26 protein-coding genes and 2 tRNA genes are annotated in these 19,732 nt (G+C 56.6%); 7 read left to right on the plus strand and 21 right to left on the minus strand.

All coding sequences use genetic code 11. The features are described from left to right. Positions 1–109 precede the first annotated feature (109 nt). Complete coding sequence (locus QQJ98_RS09005; RefSeq protein ID WP_431307804.1) at positions 110–979, plus strand: lytic transglycosylase domain-containing protein; 870 nt, start codon at positions 110–112, stop codon at positions 977–979. Between the two features lie 91 nt (positions 980–1,070). Here the strand turns inward: QQJ98_RS09005 and QQJ98_RS09010 are convergent, their stop codons facing one another. Genes QQJ98_RS09010 through QQJ98_RS09025 form a run of 4 tightly spaced genes read right to left on the minus strand, consistent with a single transcriptional unit; the run spans position 1,071 to position 2,919 of the window. Then, positions 1,071–1,355, minus strand: a complete 285-nt coding sequence (locus tag QQJ98_RS09010; RefSeq protein WP_284325003.1) for a GNAT family N-acetyltransferase — start codon at positions 1,353–1,355, stop codon at positions 1,071–1,073. Then, the gene (locus QQJ98_RS09015; protein ID WP_284325004.1) at positions 1,348–1,977 is read right to left on the minus strand and encodes a 3-oxoacid CoA-transferase subunit B; all 630 of its coding nucleotides are present in this window, start codon (positions 1,975–1,977) and stop codon (positions 1,348–1,350) included. The genes QQJ98_RS09010 and QQJ98_RS09015 overlap by 8 nt, the downstream gene beginning before the upstream one ends. Next, a complete protein-coding gene (locus QQJ98_RS09020) occupies positions 1,977–2,213 on the minus strand; it encodes a hypothetical protein (RefSeq protein WP_284325005.1) in 237 nt (78 codons plus the stop codon). The genes QQJ98_RS09015 and QQJ98_RS09020 overlap by 1 nt, the downstream gene beginning before the upstream one ends. 4 nt (positions 2,214–2,217) lie before the next feature. Next, positions 2,218–2,919 carry a CoA transferase subunit A gene (locus QQJ98_RS09025; RefSeq protein WP_284325006.1) on the minus strand — a complete coding sequence of 234 codons (702 nt, stop codon included), beginning with the start codon at positions 2,917–2,919 and terminating at the stop codon, positions 2,218–2,220. Between the two features lie 327 nt (positions 2,920–3,246). Here QQJ98_RS09025 and QQJ98_RS09030 point away from each other — a divergent pair. Both QQJ98_RS09030 and QQJ98_RS09035 read left to right on the plus strand, forming a co-directional pair. Then, positions 3,247–3,331, plus strand: a tRNA-Leu gene (locus QQJ98_RS09030). Between the two features lie 143 nt (positions 3,332–3,474). Further along, positions 3,475–4,443, plus strand: a complete 969-nt coding sequence (locus QQJ98_RS09035) for a DNA cytosine methyltransferase (RefSeq protein WP_284325007.1) — start codon at positions 3,475–3,477, stop codon at positions 4,441–4,443. Here the strand turns inward: QQJ98_RS09035 and QQJ98_RS09040 are convergent. Beyond that, entirely contained in the window at positions 4,429–5,211 is a 783-nt protein-coding gene (locus QQJ98_RS09040; RefSeq protein WP_284325008.1) for an HNH endonuclease, read from the minus strand. The two genes, QQJ98_RS09035 and QQJ98_RS09040, sit on opposite strands and share 15 nt — an antisense overlap. Before the next feature lie 190 nt (positions 5,212–5,401). Here QQJ98_RS09040 and QQJ98_RS09045 point away from each other — a divergent pair, with 190 nt between their 5' ends. Further along, positions 5,402–7,297 carry an ATP-dependent nuclease gene (locus QQJ98_RS09045; RefSeq protein ID WP_284325009.1) on the plus strand — a complete coding sequence of 632 codons (1,896 nt, stop codon included), beginning with the start codon at positions 5,402–5,404 and terminating at the stop codon, positions 7,295–7,297. A 141-nt stretch (positions 7,298–7,438) separates the two neighbouring features. Here the strand turns inward: QQJ98_RS09045 and QQJ98_RS09050 are convergent, their stop codons facing one another. The 4 genes from QQJ98_RS09050 to QQJ98_RS09065 form a co-directional block, all read right to left on the minus strand. Next, positions 7,439–7,657, minus strand: a complete 219-nt coding sequence (locus QQJ98_RS09050; RefSeq protein ID WP_284325010.1) for a hypothetical protein — start codon at positions 7,655–7,657, stop codon at positions 7,439–7,441. A 331-nt stretch (positions 7,658–7,988) separates the two neighbouring features. Next, complete coding sequence (locus tag QQJ98_RS09055) at positions 7,989–8,297, minus strand: hypothetical protein (protein WP_284325011.1); 309 nt, start codon at positions 8,295–8,297, stop codon at positions 7,989–7,991. 361 nt (positions 8,298–8,658) lie between these two features. Then, positions 8,659–8,850 (minus strand): hypothetical protein, encoded by a 192-nt coding sequence (locus QQJ98_RS09060; protein ID WP_284325012.1) that lies wholly within the window; start codon positions 8,848–8,850, stop codon positions 8,659–8,661. Continuing rightward, the gene (locus QQJ98_RS09065) at positions 8,841–9,143 is read right to left on the minus strand and encodes a hypothetical protein (protein ID WP_284325013.1); all 303 of its coding nucleotides are present in this window, start codon (positions 9,141–9,143) and stop codon (positions 8,841–8,843) included. Before QQJ98_RS09065 ends, QQJ98_RS09060 begins: the two co-directional genes overlap by 10 nt. Before the next feature lie 134 nt (positions 9,144–9,277). On the opposite strand from QQJ98_RS09065, the gene QQJ98_RS09070 reads away from it, so the two are divergent. Beyond that, positions 9,278–9,607 (plus strand): CopG family ribbon-helix-helix protein, encoded by a 330-nt coding sequence (locus tag QQJ98_RS09070; protein WP_284325014.1) that lies wholly within the window; start codon positions 9,278–9,280, stop codon positions 9,605–9,607. A gap of 627 nt (positions 9,608–10,234) precedes the next feature. Here QQJ98_RS09070 and QQJ98_RS09075 read toward each other — a convergent pair. From QQJ98_RS09075 to QQJ98_RS09115, 9 genes are all read right to left on the minus strand, one after another. Further along, on the minus strand, positions 10,235–10,480 hold the full coding sequence (locus tag QQJ98_RS09075) for a hypothetical protein (protein WP_284325015.1): 246 nt from the start codon (positions 10,478–10,480) through the stop codon (positions 10,235–10,237). 12 nt (positions 10,481–10,492) lie between these two features. Further along, positions 10,493–11,068 carry a hypothetical protein gene (locus QQJ98_RS09080; protein ID WP_284325016.1) on the minus strand — a complete coding sequence of 192 codons (576 nt, stop codon included), beginning with the start codon at positions 11,066–11,068 and terminating at the stop codon, positions 10,493–10,495. A gap of 50 nt (positions 11,069–11,118) precedes the next feature. Next, positions 11,119–11,619 carry a hypothetical protein gene (locus QQJ98_RS09085; RefSeq protein ID WP_284325017.1) on the minus strand — a complete coding sequence of 167 codons (501 nt, stop codon included), beginning with the start codon at positions 11,617–11,619 and terminating at the stop codon, positions 11,119–11,121. A gap of 21 nt (positions 11,620–11,640) precedes the next feature. Then, complete coding sequence (locus QQJ98_RS09090) at positions 11,641–11,928, minus strand: hypothetical protein (RefSeq protein WP_284325018.1); 288 nt, start codon at positions 11,926–11,928, stop codon at positions 11,641–11,643. Next, a complete protein-coding gene (locus tag QQJ98_RS09095) occupies positions 11,919–12,431 on the minus strand; it encodes a hypothetical protein (RefSeq protein ID WP_284325020.1) in 513 nt (170 codons plus the stop codon). Before QQJ98_RS09095 ends, QQJ98_RS09090 begins: the two co-directional genes overlap by 10 nt. Positions 12,432–12,732: 301 nt before the next feature. Then, positions 12,733–13,059, minus strand: coding sequence for a hypothetical protein (locus QQJ98_RS09100; RefSeq protein ID WP_284325021.1), 327 nt, complete (start codon positions 13,057–13,059; stop codon positions 12,733–12,735). 384 nt (positions 13,060–13,443) lie between these two features. Further along, positions 13,444–13,818, minus strand: coding sequence for a restriction endonuclease subunit S domain-containing protein (locus QQJ98_RS09105; RefSeq protein WP_284325022.1), 375 nt, complete (start codon positions 13,816–13,818; stop codon positions 13,444–13,446). Between the two features lie 102 nt (positions 13,819–13,920). Further along, complete coding sequence (locus tag QQJ98_RS09110; RefSeq protein ID WP_284325024.1) at positions 13,921–14,253, minus strand: hypothetical protein; 333 nt, start codon at positions 14,251–14,253, stop codon at positions 13,921–13,923. A gap of 142 nt (positions 14,254–14,395) precedes the next feature. Beyond that, positions 14,396–15,538, minus strand: a complete 1,143-nt coding sequence (locus QQJ98_RS09115) for an integrase family protein (protein WP_284325025.1) — start codon at positions 15,536–15,538, stop codon at positions 14,396–14,398. A 300-nt stretch (positions 15,539–15,838) separates the two neighbouring features. On the opposite strand from QQJ98_RS09115, the gene QQJ98_RS09120 reads away from it, so the two are divergent. Further along, a tRNA-Leu gene (locus QQJ98_RS09120) sits at positions 15,839–15,920 on the plus strand. 144 nt (positions 15,921–16,064) lie between these two features. Beyond that, positions 16,065–17,039, plus strand: a complete 975-nt coding sequence (locus tag QQJ98_RS09125) for a hypothetical protein (protein WP_284325026.1) — start codon at positions 16,065–16,067, stop codon at positions 17,037–17,039. Here QQJ98_RS09125 and yhdJ read toward each other — a convergent pair. The 3 genes from yhdJ to QQJ98_RS09140 form a co-directional block, all read right to left on the minus strand. Further along, positions 17,036–17,917, minus strand: a complete 882-nt coding sequence (yhdJ, locus tag QQJ98_RS09130; protein WP_284325027.1) for an adenine-specific DNA-methyltransferase — start codon at positions 17,915–17,917, stop codon at positions 17,036–17,038. The two genes, QQJ98_RS09125 and yhdJ, sit on opposite strands and share 4 nt — an antisense overlap. A gap of 469 nt (positions 17,918–18,386) precedes the next feature. After that, positions 18,387–18,719, minus strand: coding sequence for a hypothetical protein (locus tag QQJ98_RS09135; protein WP_284325029.1), 333 nt, complete (start codon positions 18,717–18,719; stop codon positions 18,387–18,389). 108 nt (positions 18,720–18,827) lie between these two features. Beyond that, positions 18,828–19,670, minus strand: coding sequence for an integrase arm-type DNA-binding domain-containing protein (locus QQJ98_RS09140; RefSeq protein ID WP_284325030.1), 843 nt, complete (start codon positions 19,668–19,670; stop codon positions 18,828–18,830). Positions 19,671–19,732: the final 62 nt, after the last annotated feature.

Here is a 19,732-nt window from a genome sequence, read left to right on the forward strand (position 1 = left end):
GGCCGATTTGGGCAAAATAGCCATGATTGGGGCCAATCAAACGTGGAAAAGCGCGCGCTGTTCTGCGACAGTTTTCACAACGATAACAAGGCAGGCGGCATCCAACGTGATGCGACGGGCAGTAGGCACAGTTTTGGCTGGTCTGATTCTTCTGGTGCCGCATGCGGCAGCGGCTGAAATCATCATGAATTCTGCAGCAAGTGACGGGTTCAAGCGCATCAAGGTCAGTGACAATCTGCCCGGCAAGCGCATCACCGTGCAGATTGATCCGGCTGAACAAGCCCGTTTGCTGGCCGCGCTGCCCGAGGTTGAGGCCCGCGTGCCAGATGTGCCAGCCGATCCGAACGCGCCACTTGCTCCGGCCACCCCGACGCCCGCTTCGGCCAAATATGGCTGGTTCTGGGATGCGGTCCCGACACAGCGCGACCAGCCTTCGGGACGCTTCCCGCTGGCTTTGGCCACGCTCAGTCAGGGCCCGGGTGGCGTCAGTGTTACGGCACCCCGGATGCAAAGCATGCAAGAAATTGCGGGCTCTTACGGCACCGAGATTCTGAAGGCGACGATTGGCACCGATGTCTCGCCAGCTTTGGTGCTGGCGGTGATCGGCATTGAAAGTGCGGGCAAGCCGGGTGCGGTCAGTTCGGCAGGCGCGCAGGGCTTGATGCAGCTGATCCCGGCGACGGCGGCGCGCTTTGGCGTCAGCGATTCCACCGATCCGGTGCAGAACATCAAGGGCGGTGTGGCCTATCTGGATTGGCTGATGAAGCGGTTTGACCGCGACCCGCTGATGGTGATTGCCGCCTATAACGCGGGCGAGGGCGCAATTGACGCCAACTCCGGCGTGCCGCCCTATGCCGAAACCCGTGATTATGTGCCCAAGGTTTTGGCCGCGTGGCAAGTGGCACAGGGCCTCTGCCTCAGCCCGCCCGAGCTGGTGACCGACCCTTGCGTGTTCAAGGTGATCTCGGCCAACAACTGATCTGGGCGGTCAAATCGTTAACAATCCCGAAACGGCTGTCGCTAAGCCGTTGTTTTTAATGGGTCGAAAAATGGTCCCAACTCGGGACCATTCAAACTGCGAACACATCCGCCCATTCAGGATGCTTTTTCCGCGTCGCATTCACGAACGGGCAAAGCGGCATGATTTTGAACCCCTCGGCCCGGGCATCGGCGACAAACTGCGTCAGCATCGCCAACCCGGCACCCGTGCCACGAAAGCTGGCGGGCACCTCGGTATGGTCGGCGATCACCAGCGTCGGGCTGGTGATCGAATAGGTCATCTCGGCCTCTTCACCGTTCTGACGGATATAATAGCGCCCCTTGCTGGTGCCATGCGCGCGCAAAACCTCAGTCAACGATCGTACCCTCGGTTGCCGCGCGCAGCTCTGCCTCTGTCACACCCTCGGCAACCTCGACGATCTTCAAACCGCCCGGCACCACATCCAGCACGCCAAGGTTCGAGATGATCCGGTTGACCACGCCCTTGCCCGTCAACGGCAAGGTGCAGGCTTTCAACACCTTGGATTCGCCGTGCTTGCTGGTGTGATCCATCACGACAACAACCCGGCCAACGCCCGCGACCAGATCCATCGCCCCGCCCATGCCCTTGACCAACTTGCCGGGGATCATCCAATTCGCCAGATCGCCGTTCTCGGCCACCTCCATCGCGCCAAGGATCGCCATCGCAATCTTGCCGCCTCGGATCATCGCAAAACTCTGGGCAGAATCGAAATACGCGGTCTGCGGCAATTCGGTGATGGTCTGCTTGCCCGCGTTGATCAAGTCGGCGTCTTCCTCGCCTTCAAACGGGAAGGGGCCCATGCCAAGCATGCCGTTTTCCGACTGCAAGGTGACGTTCACACCCTCGGGAATATAGTTGGCGACCAGAGTAGGAATACCGATGCCCAGATTGACATACCAGCCGTCTTGCAACTCGCGCCCGGCGCGCTCGGCCATTTGGTTTCTGTCCCACGCCATTATTCGTCTCCCACTTCCCTAACCGCATTTGCCAAATCAAACACAGATCCACTAATCTCCGCAGCGATTTGCTTACCTGCAAGCAGGACAGCGTGAGCTTCGACGAGCTGCCCAATGAGTTGCATTTTCGCTTCATCCCGCGCGGCTGGGTATTGTTCATCTACCAAATTCTTGGCTTCTAAGAACATTTTTACCCTGCCTTTCTCATAATTGAGCGGATCATCGAATATATCCATCAATCTAGAGGTCCTTCTTACGAGTCGTGCGGTTCTCAATGCGTTTTTCGTGCTGGCCCTGAATGATGCGGTGCACATAGATGCCCGGCAGGTGGATCGTATCGGGGTCAAGGCTGCCAAGCGGCACGATTTCTTCCACCTCGGCCACACAGACCTTGCCCGACGTCGCCGCTGGTGGGTTGAAGTTGCGCGCGGTCTTGCGGAACACAAGGTTGCCCGACGGGTCAGCTTTCCACGCTTTGACGATGGCCAGATCGCTGACCAGACCGGTTTCAAGAATATAGGTCTTGCCATTAAAATCGTGATGCTCTTTGCCTTCGGCAATCACCGTGCCCACACCGGTTGCGGTGTAGAAACCGGGGATACCGGCCCCGCCTGCGCGCATCCGCTCGGCCAAAGTGCCCTGCGGGTTGAACTCCAACTCCAACTCGCCCGACAGATACTGCCGCATGAATTCAGCGTTTTCGCCAACATAGGATGAGATCATCTTCTTGACCTGCCGGGTGGCCAGCAATTGGCCAAGCCCAAAGCCATCGACGCCCGCGTTGTTCGAGGCAATGGTCAGATCCTTGGTGCCCGCATCGCGGATCGCCGCAATCAGCAATTCCGGGATGCCGCTCAGCCCAAAACCGCCCGAGGCGATCAACATGCCGTCAAACAACAACCCGTCCAGCGCTGCCGCCGCGTTGGGATAGATTTTCTTCATAAATGGCCCTCGCAAACTGTTGCGGGCATAGGAAACGCGGCACGCCGGGAAGTCAATCGCCGGGGCCTTCGGGTTTGCGGTAACATTGGCGATTTGAGGCCAGATTTTCGGGTCCGCAGATTTCGCCGCCGCATGGCAAGGCTTTACCCCGCCGTGCAGATGGCTATGGTGCGCACAGATACCAGACCCGCAACTATGCCCGCGTGGTGAAATGGTAGACACATGAGACTTAAAATCCTGCCTTCTGGCCTGATAAACGTATTGTTTTCATAGTCTTAAGGCGATACGAAGAACTCTGGGCCTGATTTAGACCCAATGCACGTCTTTGCGGGCGTGGTGGAACGGTAGACACAAGCGACTTAAAATCGCTAGAGCCAAGCTCGTGCGGGTTCGACTCCCGCCGCCCGCACCAGTGATTGTTCAGCTCGTGCTTGCACATCAAGTCTTGCCTTTACGATATGTTGAGAACAATAGTAGAACACAGAAAACGCTGCTGACAAGCCAGAGGTGGCTAGTTACACAAGCAGAAGTGTTCGGCGTCAGGGGGCCTCCAATATGTTGCAGTCGATCGAGATGTGTGCGGGTGCTGGTGGTCAGGCTCTTGGGTTGGAACAAGCTGGCTTCGGTCACCAAGCTCTTGTCGAGATTGACGCTCACTGCTGCAACACCCTCCGGGCAAACCGTCCAAAGTGGAACGTGCTGGAGCAAGACCTTCAGATATTCAAGGAGCGGGCAAAGGACTTTCATGGGGTGGACTTGGTTGCGGGCGGTCTGCCATGCCCGCCGTTCTCAGTGGCCGGAAAGCAGCTAGGCGCTCTGGACGAACGCAACCTGTTCCCTGACGCGCTGCAGATAGTGGACGCCATCAAGCCAAAGGCAGTGATGATCGAGAACGTCCGCGGGTTCCTTGACGCAGTATTCAAAGACTACCGAGAGGGGCTCAAGTCGCAACTCAAGAAGATGGGCTATGTGACTGACTGGCGCCTGCTGAACGCCTCGCACTTTGGTGTGCCGCAGCTTCGGCCCAGGGTTATAATTGTGGCTGTCCGTGAGGAATTTGCGGATCGGTTCGAATGGCCAGAAGAACAGCACCGAAACCCGCCAACAGTTGGCAATGTCTTGCGCGACCTGATGGGCGAAAACGGCTGGCGTGGCCTTAACGCTTGGTGCGAACGGGCGGATGAAATTGCGCCCACCATTGTAGGTGGCAGCAAGAAACACGGCGGCCCAGACCTTGGCCCGACCAGAGCAAGGCGCGCTTGGGAGACGCTTGGAGTGAATGGCAAGACCATTGCCGAGGAAGCACCAGACCGGGACTATGTGGGGATGCCCCGGTTAACAGTGCAGATGGTCGCCCGGCTGCAGGGCTTTCCCGACGACTGGCACATTACCGGCAAGAAGACTGCAGCCTACCGGCAGGTGGGCAACGCGTTTCCGCCACCGGTTGCCAAGGCTGTAGCAACGAATGTTCGAAAGGCGATCGAAAGCAAGGCCACCCGGCGCCTCCACCTAATCGCCAGCTGATTTGCCTTTTCGCTTCTCGAAGTCTTTAATCAGCTTCACGTGATCCGCAGGCAGGTCCCGCCAGTTCCGCAAGGTATAAAAGGACTGGACGCCCTTCCTGTCCCGCTTCTTGGTCACATCGATTTCCAACCCTACAGGCTCATAGCGCAGTTCCCGTAACCGCTTCCGCCAGTCAAGCTGCTGATCCTTGACGTTGGCAACGAACTCAATGGCATAGGCCGGCACGGGTTCAGGCATGTGGAGGCGGAGAAACTGGGCAATTCGCTCGTGGACCGACTCAATGTTGACGACCTTCTTCATCTCGTCGCCGTCAAAGGTCCCGAAGAAGTTGCGCTTGCCCCGATTGCAGGCTTCACAGATGGCCCACAGGTTTTCCAGGGTAGTGGGCCCACCCCAGCTTTGTGGAATTTTGTGATCGGCCTGGAGCTTGACCCCATCCTCTTTGATCGTCTGCCCGCACATCTGGCAGCGGCCGTGGGCAAGGTGCATAACCGCAGCCCTTAGCTTTTCGGTCACTTGGCCCGCGTCGGCAGTTGGCGCTTCCCGCTCGGCTCCGAGGACATAGACCGTGGAGCCATCTTTCTTGATGGCGTCGAGGGTGTAGAGCTTGCGAATGTCTCGCACACGCCGGTTGAAATGCTCCTGTGTTTCGGCAGTGGCGTTCAGCAATTCCCGCATCTCGGCCATGCTGAGACCCTCGGGATGTTGCCTCAGCAGTTCCAAGGCTTTCTCGGCGACGTGGCCTAGTGTGATCTTCGACTGTGACATCAGATCAGTCTTGTCAGCTGGCTAAACGCAGTCAAGGCCCGCGTTTCAAGAACCAAGAAGTATTCTGGTAGCACCGTGCCGCGAGGGAAAACTTGCTGCTTGCGCTCACTTTTATGCTTGCCACACAATCGTGGAAGTTGTGAGATCAATCGATCCGAAGCTTCAAAAGTGTCTCAAGCTAGAGTTTCAAATGCAGATAGATAAGTTACAAATAAAAAATCTTCGATCAATTGAGAGCATCGAAGTGGGCTTTGATAAAGTTACTGCATTGCTGGGCAGCAATAACGCCGGCAAGTCAACTATCTTGCGAGCGCTTCAGCTCTTTTTCGAATCTGCCCCAAAGGTTGAAGATGATGACTTTCATAAACGAGCAGCGCCCGAAATTGAAGTTTCCATAACCTTCCGTGATCCAACGCCTGCAGAAATTGAGGAGTTCGGCAACGCCGTCATAGACGGACGAATGACGGTCTCGAGAAAATTTCTTAAAGACAAGGGCGATCTACACCTCTCCTATAGCGTCATGGCAAAGAGCTATCCAGCTTTCGAAGCCATAAGGCAAGAAACAAGTAAGACGAAGAAACGCTCAGACTTTAACATTATAGCCGATGCAACCGAAGGTTTGGATCGTGCCACCAGCGCGGAAGATGCAGACGCAAAGATGGCTGCCTGGGAGCTTGCGAACCCAGATAAATTAGAGTTGATGAGTGTTGGCGGATTTTTTGGATTTCCAAATGTTGCCAATGGAAAGCTGCGAAAAAAGACATCTGTTCACTTTGTGCCTGCTGTTGCCGATGCCTCCGAGCAAACGTCTGACCCACGTCGTAGCCCAATCATCGTTTTGCTAGCTGAAATTGCTAAGCAAATCTACGAGAACAGACAAGAAGTTCAGGATTTTGTAGCACAGGCAAACACACATTTCTCCGAGTTGGTTTCGCCTGCGAGATTTCCAGAACTTGCAAATATAAGTGGTCGGCTAACTGATACAATTCAGAAATACTACCAAGACTCAAAACTGTTGGCAGATTGGGAGGTGGATCAAGGGATCAAAGTATCGTTCCCACAGCCTGTCATAAGAATTGAAGACAATGGCTTTCTAAGTGGATTGCAGAACGTGGGCCATGGTCTTCAGCGGGCAGCACTTTTCTCAGTAATTGAGTTTCTAGCAACTAGCTCCGCCCAACCCGGTGCAGAGAACTTTGCTGAGGCCCAAAGCGACATTATCCTCTTGGTTGAAGAGCCTGAAATATATCAGCATCCAATTAAGCAACTCGTTATCAACGACGCGTTTCACGTGATATGCCAGAATTTTAGTGCTCAGACGGGAATACGCTTTCAGATCGTATTTGCAACCCATTCTGAGAAGTTTATTGGAATTAGCAAGTTCCATTCAGCGCGGATACTGAGAAAATATACGGAGGATGATCGCAACAGGCACACGGCTTCTTCTGTCAATCTTCGCGAGTGCTCGGAGTATTTTGCAGCGCTCCTGAACAAAGAAGCCATGGCGGACGATGCTTTTGAAGCAAAGATGCACATCTTCTCGCGTGAACTTTGCGAAGGTTTCTTTGCTGATAAGGTTATTCTTGTCGAAGGGGTAACTGATAAAGCGATTCTGGAGGGAGCTTACCGAGCCGCCGGTCGTGATGTGCGTGCTGAAGGAATTTCCATTATCCCAGTAGATGGTAAGAACAAGTTGGATAAGCCATTCTATATATTTGGAAAGCTGGGGATACCGACTTTTGCTGTGTTCGATTCGGATGCACGGAGGAATGAGGGAAATAGACGCATACCTTGCAACCACCTACTTCAGAAGATTGCAAATGTTGATGCTCCAGTGGATTTGCCAAGCGGCTGCTTTGATCGCTTTGCTGCTTTTGAAGGGAATATTGAAGTATATCTAAAGGGAGCGGCGGGCGGTCTTTGGGAGCAAGAGTTTGTGGCGTTGGCTGCAGCATTTGGCTTGGATGTCGATGATCTTTGCAAAACGCCTGTAGCAATAGCAGCAGTCTGTCAGCGGTGTCGTGAAGCAGGGAAGGATTTGGGAATGTTTGATGCAATTATTGCCGCGGTAGATCAACTAAGATGACAGACAGTCACGCGCTTTCATGGATAAATGGCAATCGGAACAGGTGCTTGGGTGCTATGGGTAGCCATCAGGCCCGATATGGACGCCTCCGAACAGCAAAAAGCCCGCCGAAGCGGGCTGATTGGCGGCAATTTGAGGTTGTCAGTAGTCCGCGCTCATCTCTCCATGGGCGATGAAGTCAGCCCGCATCTCTTCTAGCGCAGCAACGCCAGTCGCTTCGGCTCGACGGGCATAGTCGGCAAAGGCGCCTCGTGGCAGGTGGTTCAGCGTGCGATGGTCTTCCATCAGCAGCGTCTCAATCAGGCCGGCGAACCTTTTGAAGTCCGCCGACAGCAGGTCAGCAATGGTCTGCTTATACATAGGGGGTCTCCGTTGTTGCAGTTTCATCCTGTCCGGAATAGCTCTGCCCGCGAATGGCGAAAACGCAGATTGCAGGAAATAAAAAGGGCGACCAAACTGGCCGCCCTTTCCGATCATTCCGCAGCGAACCTTTGTTGCCGTCTCCACATTGATCGTGGCGCAGGTTGTTCGCGCATCAATTCTCTGAGACACTGCATGGTCTGCAATTCCTCTTTCAGCATTCCCTCATAGCGGAATTGCTTATGATGAACTCGCAACGCATCAGCCCGCCTTTTTGCCTTTTCGATTGGTGTCTCTTGCAGCCCCACCAAGTTGAGCAAGAGATATGGTTTCATTCCGTCACAGCCTTCGCTTTGCGACGGTGGGGAACGTCCACCCCGTCACGGCGCAGGCGAGCGGCCACGCTGGCAACCGACCTCGCGGACGTGTTGCAGGGTTTGAACTGATCGTGGATCAGCGTGACAATCTGGTCGTAGGACATGGTTGCGTCCATCACCAGTTGCGCGATCACTTCACCGATCTTCGGTGCCTTCACTTCGGGTTCAGCGGGCTTGGTCTCGGCCAGGATCGTCTCGGCAACTTGATCGGGGTCAGCGCCTGCGAGAACAGCGGACACGGCGTCTTCAAATTTCTTCGGCATGGGTCAGTCACTCCTATTGCCTGGTCACCGCGACCAGGATGATAGGATTGTGTCGCGTGGGCTGGGTCTCGAACGCCCATAAAGGGCCGTTTCCCAACGACATTTTGTTTCGGAACCGCTCGGCAGACATACCTGAGGCAGACGGTTACCGAGCGCGCTGTCCATCAGGTCGGGGGGCCGGGGGAAGCATCTGAACGACACTGTGCGCCTCGATCGGCGCGCTATCGGGCCTCCGGGTTGGCCTGAGGTCTTCCATGGTTGTCTATGCCTTTAGACCGGCACGCCTTTCGGGTGCCGGTCTTGGGACAGTTAGTCCTAGGGCGAGCCGACGCCAGTGCTGCACACCGGCCCGCCCTTTGCGTTAATGTTGAGCTTTTTCCGTCTGCGCCTCCTTTTCCTGTTCCCGTGCTTTCCGCAACGCCTTGTGGTAGGTGCGGTAGCAATCCGCCGTCCCCTTTTTGACACCAACCTCAATCATGAGCGTGGCGCTTTTCGTTTGCGGGCGATCATCGAGCATCTTGAAACACTCGGCCTTCATGCTGTTCACTCGCATGGGAAAGACCCCTTCTGCCGCAGGATCGAATAGGTTTCCTGATTGATGGTCAGGTTGTCGGCCCGGTCACCAAACTGCCGCTCAAGGGCCGCGGGAATGTCCCACTCGGTTTCCTCAAGAATGGCCAAAAGCGTCTTGACCTGATTTTTCTTGAGCCCGGTGAGGCTGCCGATCGCTTCGGGGCTAGTGGTGCCCATCGCGATTGCACCAATGGCCGTCTTTTCCATATCGGACAGGTAGTGCCCAGACCACTTGTTGCTGAGCGGGATGGCCCCGATTGGTTTGACTTGCATACTCTCTCCTTCTATTAGGAGTTGTCACCCGCGATCTATCTAGCTCTATTAGCTAGTGATTGGGTGCCAAATGACTAGACGATGATTCTCATGGATGCAAGTCAAATGATGTGCAGAAGGGTTCTATTTTTCTTATGAAGAAGTTCAGCGTTGCCCTGCCCGATGAGCTTTATGACGCTGTGACCGAGAGGGCGGCACTCGAAGGCATCAACATCAGCGACGTCGTGCGGGACACTCTAGCGCGGGAGTTCGCCTTCAAGCCGCATCGAACAATTGGTGAGGTTGCCATGGAAGCCATCAGGGCTGGCGCGACCAACCAGCAAACCTTGGCCCACGTGCACAAGCTCTTTCCCGACAGCAACGCGTCGGCTGCGTCGATCGCGTGGTATCGGATGACATTACGTAAGGAAGGCGAAGCCGTTCCGACCGATCGGGAGGCGAAAGTTGCGGCGAAGTGGCCCTGAAAATAGGTGGCTATCGAGCCCGGTTCTGACCTGGCGACGGGCTGAATGCGTCAACTCCCTGACCGGGAAGCCTTAATCTTCCATCGTCACCGGACTAATGATCCGTTCGGGCAAAAGAGTATGGGCGCCAGGAGACCTGGCGCCCACTCTTTACCCGCACTGCGAGTCCGCAACACCGAAACGCCAGACAGCCGGGAAGATGGTCCCGGACGCGGCGGACCTACCACGCCGCGCCCAGGGTTATCCCGACGAGGCTGGCTTGACACAACCGCGCCGGGAATAGGGTGCCGCCAGGGACATGACCACCTGGCGGCCAGTGCCAATCCGGGGAGATGAAACCCGACCTGGCACGACGTCGCGGGAAAACTTCAACCTAAACCCACGACGATTTATGCGGACGGGTCATGGACATACCCGCCCCGGCCACATCCTTACCCGTCCGAAGACACGAGGAGGGCCTAACGCGGAACGAGGACCCGTAAAGACGACGTTCCGCGCGTTCGAATTGATGGAGACGGCAGCCCCACGCCACACGAGACTGCCGCCTCCGGGTCCCTCGCCTGCGAACAGGGGAACCTACAGCAACGCCGCTTTACTTGGAGGTGGGCAAGCGCTGCTGATGGAATTTCAGTCCTGGGCCGGTTGGCTTTCGATGAACCGGCTGGCCTCTTCCCGGTGGCGCAGGATCGCGCCGCCCAGGTCGGACTTCACGACTGCATCGTAGGCGTCCAGGTGGTTCAGCCCGTCAGCGGCCATCTTGTCCTGCGTCATGGTTTCGAGAAGGGCGTCACCTTCGTCGCGCAGGCTGATTGCCCGCTTCCGCAGCGAAGTTTCCTTTTCGGCCTTCGCGATCATCTGTTCCAGGGTGTTCATGCTGGTGGTTCCTTACTCAAAGGGGTCGGCGGTCGGTCCGAACATATCGGACAGGGTGCGACCCGTGCCGGACGGAGGGGGCGGCATCCGCATCGCCCGGTAGAGGTGCGGGGCCAGTTGATAGAGGCTGCGCTTGATCGCCAGGGCGACAAGGCCGATGGATGCACGGTGCTTGTCGGGTTCACCCATCTGCCGATCGATCGCTGAGATACGCGCATTCAGTTCCATGAACCGGCCGAGGGCCTTGTCCATGTCACTCGTCGCAGCGTCCAGTTCGGCGGCTGCCTCGAAGCGGTCTTGCAGCAGGCTGTCACGTTCTGTTTCCAGGGACGCCAGGCGCTTCACCTCTTCGGCGCGCAATGCCGCGTCCAGATCACCTTGCAGAACTTCGTGGGCAGCTTCGGCCCGCATGTCCTCAAGGGTCTCTTCTTGCAGCTTGCGGGCGAGGGCGTCGAAGGCTTGCGGATCGGTCACGGCAAGCCGCCGCTCATCAAGGCTCAACGGGCGAGGCGCCCGGTTGCGGCTGATGAAAGCCGAAACGCGCGGGGCAAGGTCGGCGACCTTCGATTTGAGTGTGGCCGTGTCCATGGGGTTCTCCAGGTCTGTTGACGCTGACATTGCCGCGCCGGTCGCCGACTTTACGCCAGCGTTTTGCCGGTCAGCCACTTCAAGAACCCATCGGGCAACCCGTGCTGGTGGTGCAGGTCGTCCGCCTCTTTCAGCAACCGCAGCCTGTAGCAGCGGAGAGACCCCGAAGTGGCAGGTATGCACCCATTCTCGGCAAGAACTTCTTGCAACGCTGTCCAAGCGCCATAGGGCAAACTGGTATCATCCACCTGCATCATGGTCGCGGCAGTCAGCCGCAGGGCGTTTGCTGTGACAGAGCCCGCGGGGTCGAGGCCCGCCGTGACAACCGCCGGAACGATCCGCGCTTTTGCCCGGTCCACTGTTGGACGCATCCGCGGGTTGACCTTCTGTCGTTCCTTCTTGGCGATCAGGGCTGGCACAAGGTCAGGCCGCTTAGCCCGGATGGCGTCGATCAGGCGCGCAACGCATGTGCCCGCTTCCTCCACCGTTTGATCCCAGCTCACTTTCGGATCGGCAAGCAGGGCCTCGATTTTCTCCATGGTGGCGATCACGCGCTGCCCTCCGATGTGGTGCTACTGGTCATAGAATGGCGTTGCGCGCACCCAGGCGAGCAGGTCTGCCCGGTCGGTCTCGCTGATGAACTTGTCACCTGTGATGCTGACAATCGCTTCCTCACGGGCGTCCCGGCTGATCCACGGGATTTTGGGTCGCCCTTCGCGCAGTTCGGTCAACAGGCCTTCGTCGGTCGTGATCCAGCCTTTGGTGACGCGCATCATTGTGGTTCCGGCTTGATGGGCAACGCAGGCGACCCCGCCGGGCAGGACGAAATGGATAGGCGGCAAAGTGGGGGCTACGGGCATTCATCTGTCTCCGGGTTGATAAGGCGGGGGAGTGGGCGCAGGTCGGTAGAAACGTAAGATGCGGCTGAGGCGCTGACGTTTACCGATGTGGTGGAAACGGGCTTGTCCGCCGAGGCCATCAGCTTTTCGATCAGCTTTGAAAGGATCGTGGGATTGCATCCGACAAGCCGGGGGCCACGAACTGCGTTGAAGTCCTCGTCAAGCAACGCCGCCCCATCCGGGCCGGTAAGGTATTCCCAGACGATGGTGCCGGTAGCTGCGAGCGATTTTTCCATGACCTCGTGCAGCGCCGTGTCACGCCGTGCCAGCAGGGCCAGGTTCCAGAGGTCATCGAAGTCCGCAGAACTGCACCGCGCCAGATAAAGGGAAAGAACGTCGCTGCCTGCCGCCTTTGCTGCCAGCACGGGCGACCGTCCCGCCACTAGCGCCTGGACAAAGGCCATCTGCTGATCCTCCGTCGCCGGGGCCAGTTCGGACAGTTTCATGGGCGCAAGCTGGTTCATCGTATCGGGCCAATACTGGATTTCGTCAGGCGCTCCCCATAAGCCCAAGATAACAAAGGGCAAAAGGGCACGTTTTTGGGACAAAGGATTAGATGTCACTCGATCGCAATGTGGCGCGGTCTTCCGTGACATTACGCCAGCGTTTCCGGACGCAACCCGGCCGGTGCGCTTTGGTCGGTCTGACTGATGCCCGGATCATCCCCCGGTCAATTACACCGTGCGCACGCGGCATCGATGCACCGAGACGGCAAAGCGCCAGGCATCGCTACCGAAAGCCCGAGCGAGCCGAATATCTTCCAATCTACGATGCCAGCAGGGCGAACGGGTTTGACTGCCCCTTGATCCACGCGAACAGCCGGCCCGGTGGGTTTCGCGGGATGGGCTCGAAGTCAGCGTCCAGGATGGGCTGGCCGGTTTCATCGGCGAAGTGATCGGGGCTCACGACGCGCAGGGCGTGACCGAGTTGGGTGGCGTCGATCAGGGCGACCCTGAACACGGGGTCACGGCTGGCCTTCACATAGGCCGTCGCCCTAGCAATTCCGACGAACTCTGCTGCATCTGAGGTCTGAACCCCAAGGCTGACCAACCGCAGGAACAAGGGCCAATTCGTTGTGCTATATCCCGCCATTTCGCACCCTCCATTCGATGCGGTCATGGTGTCGGGTCGTTCTGGCGTGGAAAACCATCAATGCTGATTTGTTATCGCCGTTATCACTGTTATCACTGTTATCGCCGTAATACTTCCACTGTCCCCGGGGCGAAAAGCACCGAAAAACCTAAGTGCTTGATTTTGTTATGTCGTCGCTGTCTTTGACTTCTCAGCGACAAAGGGGCGACGGTGTAAGTGCTTGTGTTTATTATATTGTCGCTTTGTCGCTTTAGTCGCTATAATATCTATATAATAAGCCAGAAAACACCCCAGCTTCTATTGAGCACCGCAATTGGCAGAGTCTGGAAGTTCGCGCGCGCGCGTGCGAAGCGATCAGTGCGACAACTGCGACATGGCGACAACTTAACAAAAACAAGCGCTTAAGCTACAGCGATCCGGCGACAAGCTCGGCGACACAGCGACAAATATCCGCCACCGGTCGTAGTTCGCTGATGTGGCGCAAGCTGCCAGGCAATCAAGCCCGGCAGCCAGAGCGTCGGGCAGCAGGTATTCCCGTTCGGTCTCGATCAGCCACGCCCGGAGGTCTTCCACCCGGTGCATGGTTTTCGTCACCATGATCTTCTTGCCCGAGTAGGTGCGGGTCTTCACGCGACCTTTGAAGAACGGAATGCCCACACCGCGGGTGCGATATTGGTCGAGAGACTTGGGGGCAATTCCGGTGATTTCGGCCACATCTTCATTCGTGAGGCCGATAAACGATGGCGTCGATTGTTCCATGACAATGCTATCATCGCTACTATGAGCGATCTCCTGAGGGACTGGGATTTTGCACTGTCTGGTAGGGCGGGGAAACGTGTGGGTTTTCCCGCCCATTTTCTTTCATGCCGACTGTAGCGCGGCCTGTTTGTCGGTTAAACCAACGAACTCGCCCTGTGTCACATTCGACGGCTGCACCATAGCCTGTGCGCCCGTGTCGATCAAGCCAAGCCGCTGCACGGCCATCTGCACCGCTTCCTCAAGAAAGGGCAGGCGTGACGGTTGGTGATCGGTGATGTGCTGTGCGATGAACTGGAGGTAGATGCGGCCAAACTTCATCTTGCTCGGCCAACTCTTCCTTGCCGCTTTGGAGGTGAAGCCCCCGACCGGAATGATCGTCGCCATTCTGGCGTCGTCCCATCCCAACGCGTGCTGCGCCTCGTCAAAGGTCAGCAACAGCGGTTTCTTCCCCCAAGGCAAAAAGCTAGATTGATCCATGCGACGCACTCCTACTGCGTTTGCAACAAGACTGACCCTCCAAACAGATCAGTTTTCCTCCGGCCATCGGGACTGCAATCCCGGTGGCCGTGCTTGCATCTTAGCGCGCGTCATGCCGGCGATTACGCCAGCGAACGCACCCCTTCGCAGTATTGTCCTGAGGCAACGATGGCTCGCCAAAGATCACGTAATTCCACGTCACACCAGCAGGGCGATGGTTCATCAAGATCATCGTCATGCCCACATCGACACCCGCTTCCATCGCGAAGGTGCGAAACGTGTGCCGCATCCCGTGGGGGGCATAGTTGAAGGTGGTGGTGCGGCACATCTGCTCTATGTGGCCGGACTTTGCCGTAGGGGATGCGAAGACATAGTGCGAGCAGAGGGGGCGGGTCAGTTCCCGAACTTCTTCCAACTCCTGTCGCACAAACCGGGGCAGAGGCAGCTTGAACGCCTTGGACTCGCCACCCTTTGGTGACGGCAGGGTCAGCACGCCATCGGCATCGATGTGTTCCCATTTCATCGACCTGGCGTCACCACTCCGAAGGCCGCACAGCAACATCACAATCCAGCACACCCGCCGAACGCGATCCTCCATCCCGTCCAGCGACCGCCACAGGGCAGGCATGTCGTTCGGCGATACGGCCCAATTTCTCGCCACCTCTTTGTTCAGCTTCACGGCGCGTGTGACGACATTCGGGGGCAGGTCAAAGGTGCGGGCAGTGTCGTTCAGTAGCAGCTTGAGCACCCGCATTGCCCCGTTCGCACCATAGGCCCCGCTATTCTTCGTCAGGCGCTCGTGAAGGGCTCGGGCAGTTTCCCGGTCGATCGCATCCATGCGGGTGTTTTTCAGCTTCTTCAACGAGCCGTCCACCTTGTCGCGATACCACTGCTTCGTCCGAGGCGAGAGGTCAGGGCGACTGTCGAGATACCTTTCCAGCGCTTGCGCCAGGGTCGGAACTTCAGTCTTTACCCTGCGCGGGTCTTCACCCCTGCTGAGCTTCAAGCGGATTTCCTGAGCTTCGGCGCGTGCTGTCTTTAGCGACACCTGGTCAGTTCGCCCGAGCGTCACGGTGACGTAGCACCCGCCGGGGTTGTTGATCTTTCCCATCAGTTTGAACGACGACGCCTTCTTGCCCACGACGACACGAAGGCCGGGGACGGTTGCATCATACAGGATTGCACCCTGCGGATGCTCTTCGTGGAGTTTCGCCACAAGGGCTTGGGTTAGGCTGGTGGTCATTGTATCCTCCATATTCAGGCCCTGGTCTGGACCCTCTGACAGACCCAACGGTGACGAATGCACCGGAAGGCTATGGAAGGGATTATGACGTGATTTCAAGCACTTCCGAACCATGAAACAGGCTGGGGAAGGCTACAGAAAACTCAGACTGAAATACTTAAAATCCTGCTTTCTGTTGTGAAAAGAGTAACGATTACATAGCCTTAAGGCGATTTTGTTCGGCGACAGCCATACATAAGCCATCTATGCCCGATTGATTGGCCTGAAATGGCTTGATAAAGGGCAGTTTCGGAGCCGTCACCCCACGTGGAGAAATTGGTAAACTCAGGAGACTTAAAATCTCCCGCCGTAAGGCTTCCCGGTTCGAGGCCGGGCGTGGGGACGGTTCCAACTACATCTTGACCAACGAGGCAGACGCCTTTCTATTGGTGGGATGGATCAACTTGACCTTCTCATAGCCGACTCATTTGTAGCAGAACTTGCAGGGCGACATGGCCTTCCAGTTACAGGGCTGTTGCCTCGATACATGGAACGCAAAACCAAGGCGGCCACTCGTGGTGCCAAGGCACGGCGATCGCTTGGCAACGTCTATGCCTTGCTTGTGCTTGCCGAGGACTTTGTTGCGGGCAAACCCGATGGGTCCAGGTTCACTGACCTGCTAGCGCGCATGAAGGCGCTACCCTTTGGCTCAAAGCTGCAAAATCACCCACTCGACAACCGATTGAACGACGAATTTGGTCGCCAAATGGAAGTGACTGGCGATCTGCTACCAGTTCAAGCCACGCTAGTTGGCGGTCAGAAGGCGAGGCGGATTTCACCCGCTTTGCTCGCCCATGATGGTGCGAGCCCTGCGGCTGCTGCACAGTTTATTGTTGATGTGGTTGAGCAGTATATCCACCTCATCACCGAAAAGCAGTCGTCCTACCTGGACGAAATTGATGAGCTTACGACCGCAGCGGAGCTAACCGAATTTCTGGAGACAGCATTTGAGCCAAACTCAGATGCAAGGCTTTTTGAGGTCGTCTCGTATATCCTGCTAGCTGAGCACTATCGGGGGCGCTCTGTCTGGGTTGGCGACTCGGCTGCAACCGTTCGAGAGACACCCATCCGCCTGTTCCGAAGCGGGCGCACTAACGCCAATGATGGTGGCATTGATTTCGTGATGCAGCCACTCGGGCGGTTCTTCCAGGTGACCGAAACTCTGGATTTCGCCAAGTATTTCCTCGACTTCGAGAAGGTCAATCGGTTTCCAATCAGCTTCGTCGTCAAGGTTGAAACTAAGCCAGACGCTGCAATCAAGATCATCAAGGCTGATGCCTTGCGCTCAGGGCGTTACACCGAGGCCCAGGTTGACAGCTACATGACCCTGTTTGAAGAGGTTTTCACCCTACCCATTCTGCGCGAGGTTCTGGCAGCACTGCCAGGTGACGCGGCATCAGTGGGCAGGATGAAGAGCGAATTGGCCCTGCAATTCCGACTTGAATACGGGCTGCTAGATTAGAACAAGGTGGCTTGGGCAACTTCGGGCGCCGTGATCCCTTCGCCAGTTCTGTCCTTCTTTGACTTGTTCTTGGTTTTGCGGGCTTTGACTTTGGCCAGTTCATCCTCTGAATAGGTGGAGGGAATACCAACCCGACGAAGGCCTATCTTCACATATTCTTCGTTGATTTCGATGCCAATCGATTTGCGGCCAAGTCGTGCAGCAACCGCAGATGTGGTGAACGTCCCTGAGAATGGATCAAGAACAACGTCACCCGCATTGCTTGAGGCCTTTATCACACGTTCCAGCAAGGCCTCGGGTTTTTGCGAGGGATGATCTTCATATTCGTCCATCTTGAAGCGAACGCGGGCAAAGTCCCAGACGTTGCCAGGCACTTTTTCCGTTGAGTATGGCTGTGGCGGGTCTTTCCGATAATCGATCAGCGCCCGTTTTGCCCCTGTCTTTGCCTCCACCAGTATCTCATCTGCATTGAACGTGTAGGCCTTCGGGTCAGCAACCATATGCAAAATGGGCTCCCACATTGATCCGAAGTATCTTCGGGCCTGGACGCCCGAACTGTCATATGTCCAGACAATCCGAGAAAGAATGTGGGCGCGTGCTCGGCAGAACAGGTCAAAGTGGGGCATCATCTGAGTTGAAGTCATCAGGTAAAAGGTCCCCGTAGGACTCAGCACCCTCAGGCACTCTGCAATCCAAGCGCGGCTCCACTCCAAATATTCGTCCTCTTCCTTGAAGTCTTTCAGCCCGTTGAAGTCCTTCCCAATATTGTAGGGTGGGTCGGCAAACACCAAGTTCACCGAGCCAGTTTCGACGGTTGCAAGGGCTTCGAGCACGTCCCCGTGCAGTATCTTGTGGTTCTCGGCTTCAAGTAAACGCATTGGCAGTCGTCTCCGGGCTTAGCTGTCTATCGGCTATCTCCTGACACAATATCGAGCGTCTTCAGGGAAAGATATGCCAAGCTCTAGCATACTCGACCGCGATGGAGTCGAACAGCCCGAGAACAAAAAGAAAAGAGGCCCACGAAGGGCCCCTTGTTTGTCGCTTCCAAAACCGCTGGTCACTCAGCCACGAAAACCTTGCGAACCCGTGCCTCTACCTGTCTAGCACGCCACCTGCGCAACGCCCGCTGGCCCCACGCAGGCATGTCTCGCAAGTGAAGGCCAAGGTCTTCTGCCATCTGTTCGCGGGTCACCCCGCGCTCCATCGCCTGTTCGACCTGACCAACTGTGTCTTGGCCCGTTTGCCGCAACCGTTTACAAAACGAGGTGAGGGCACGTGCCCTCAGCCTTGCTTTTTCGATGGTGCTCTCCTGCGGTCCGTCCACCCTGTTCAGCAGGAGAAGTGGCTTCATGCAGTCTCACCTTTCTGCTGACGGCGAAGCGGGACCTCCACACCTTCTTTGCGAAGTCGGGCAGCAACCGAGGCGACCGAACGGCGGGAGGTCTGAGCATCCGTGAACTTCCCCCGGATGATTTGGACGATGGCGTCATAGGACAGTGTGGCGTCCATGACCAACTCGGTCACGGCAGAACCAATCGTCATGCGAGGTTCTTTCACTTCGGCGGGCTTTTGCACCTCAGCTGATGCGGCCACTTCTGCCAATACCTTGTCAGCAACTTGGTCGGGGTCTTGGCCGTGCAGAACAGCGGACACAGCGTCCGTGAAGGTCTTCTTACTCATGGTCAGTCATCTCCTAAAAAGGTCCAGCGCGCAGCGCGATGAACAATCTCAGGTTGTCGCGCTGGTGGGGATAAACGAGCCCCTTAAACTGCGGGTGCTGATGACAAATCACTTCAGAGTTGCGGGGCAATTGCTTTCGGTAAGGGTCGACGAGCAAGCACCAGGCGCACGTGGTCCGAAAGCTCTGACGGCTGCGACACAAAGCGAGGGGAGTGCTTCCCACCTTATCGCCCGAGCGTTGCCGGAGCGAAGACCAGTTGTCAGCATCAAAAGCCAGCAAGCAGCCCGCACCCTATCTTCCATTGCATCAAGTTCCCGCCACAACTTTGGCAAGTCATCCCCCGAGATTGCCCACTGGCGAGGGTGCTCTTTGTTCAGGCGGACAGCACGGGAGATGGGGTTGGGCGGTAGGTCGAGTGTGCGGGCAGCATCGTTGTGCAGGAGCTTCAAAACACGGGCAACATGATTGGCAGCAGATGGGCCATTCTTCTTTGTCACACGTTCATGCAGGCGACGAACGGTGTCACGATCCATCTTATCCATGGGCAGCTTGGCAAGGTCCTTCCACACGGGTTTGAGATGAGTGCGGTAGCTGCGAAGCGTCGTGGGTTGCAGGTCATTTTTCCGGGTCTCTTCATACCTGGACAACACCTCTTCAAGCGTTGGCATCTTGCTTTTGGGCGTTCTTGGGTCTTCTCCACGAGCAAGCGCTTGGCGCAACTCCACCGAACGTGACCTAGCGGTGGTGAGGGACATTTCATCAGTACGCCCCACGATGATGGACACGTAGCGACCTGTTCCATCATTTACCCGCCCCACATGCTTGAACGAGCAACTGGTCTTGCCCACCACGAGACGTAGCCCTGCAACCTCTGAGTCATAGAGTTGGGTCCCAGGGGTGTGGTCTTCCATTGCCCTTCGAACCAGGGCTTGCGTCAACTTCTCTGGCATATCATCTTCCTGTCTATCAAAGCCATGTGTCAGGCCATTTCTGAGCCATGGCGTCACATGGT

This window comes from Cypionkella aquatica (assembly GCF_030161095.1).
Classification (GTDB): Bacteria; Pseudomonadota; Alphaproteobacteria; order Rhodobacterales; family Rhodobacteraceae; genus Cypionkella; species Cypionkella aquatica.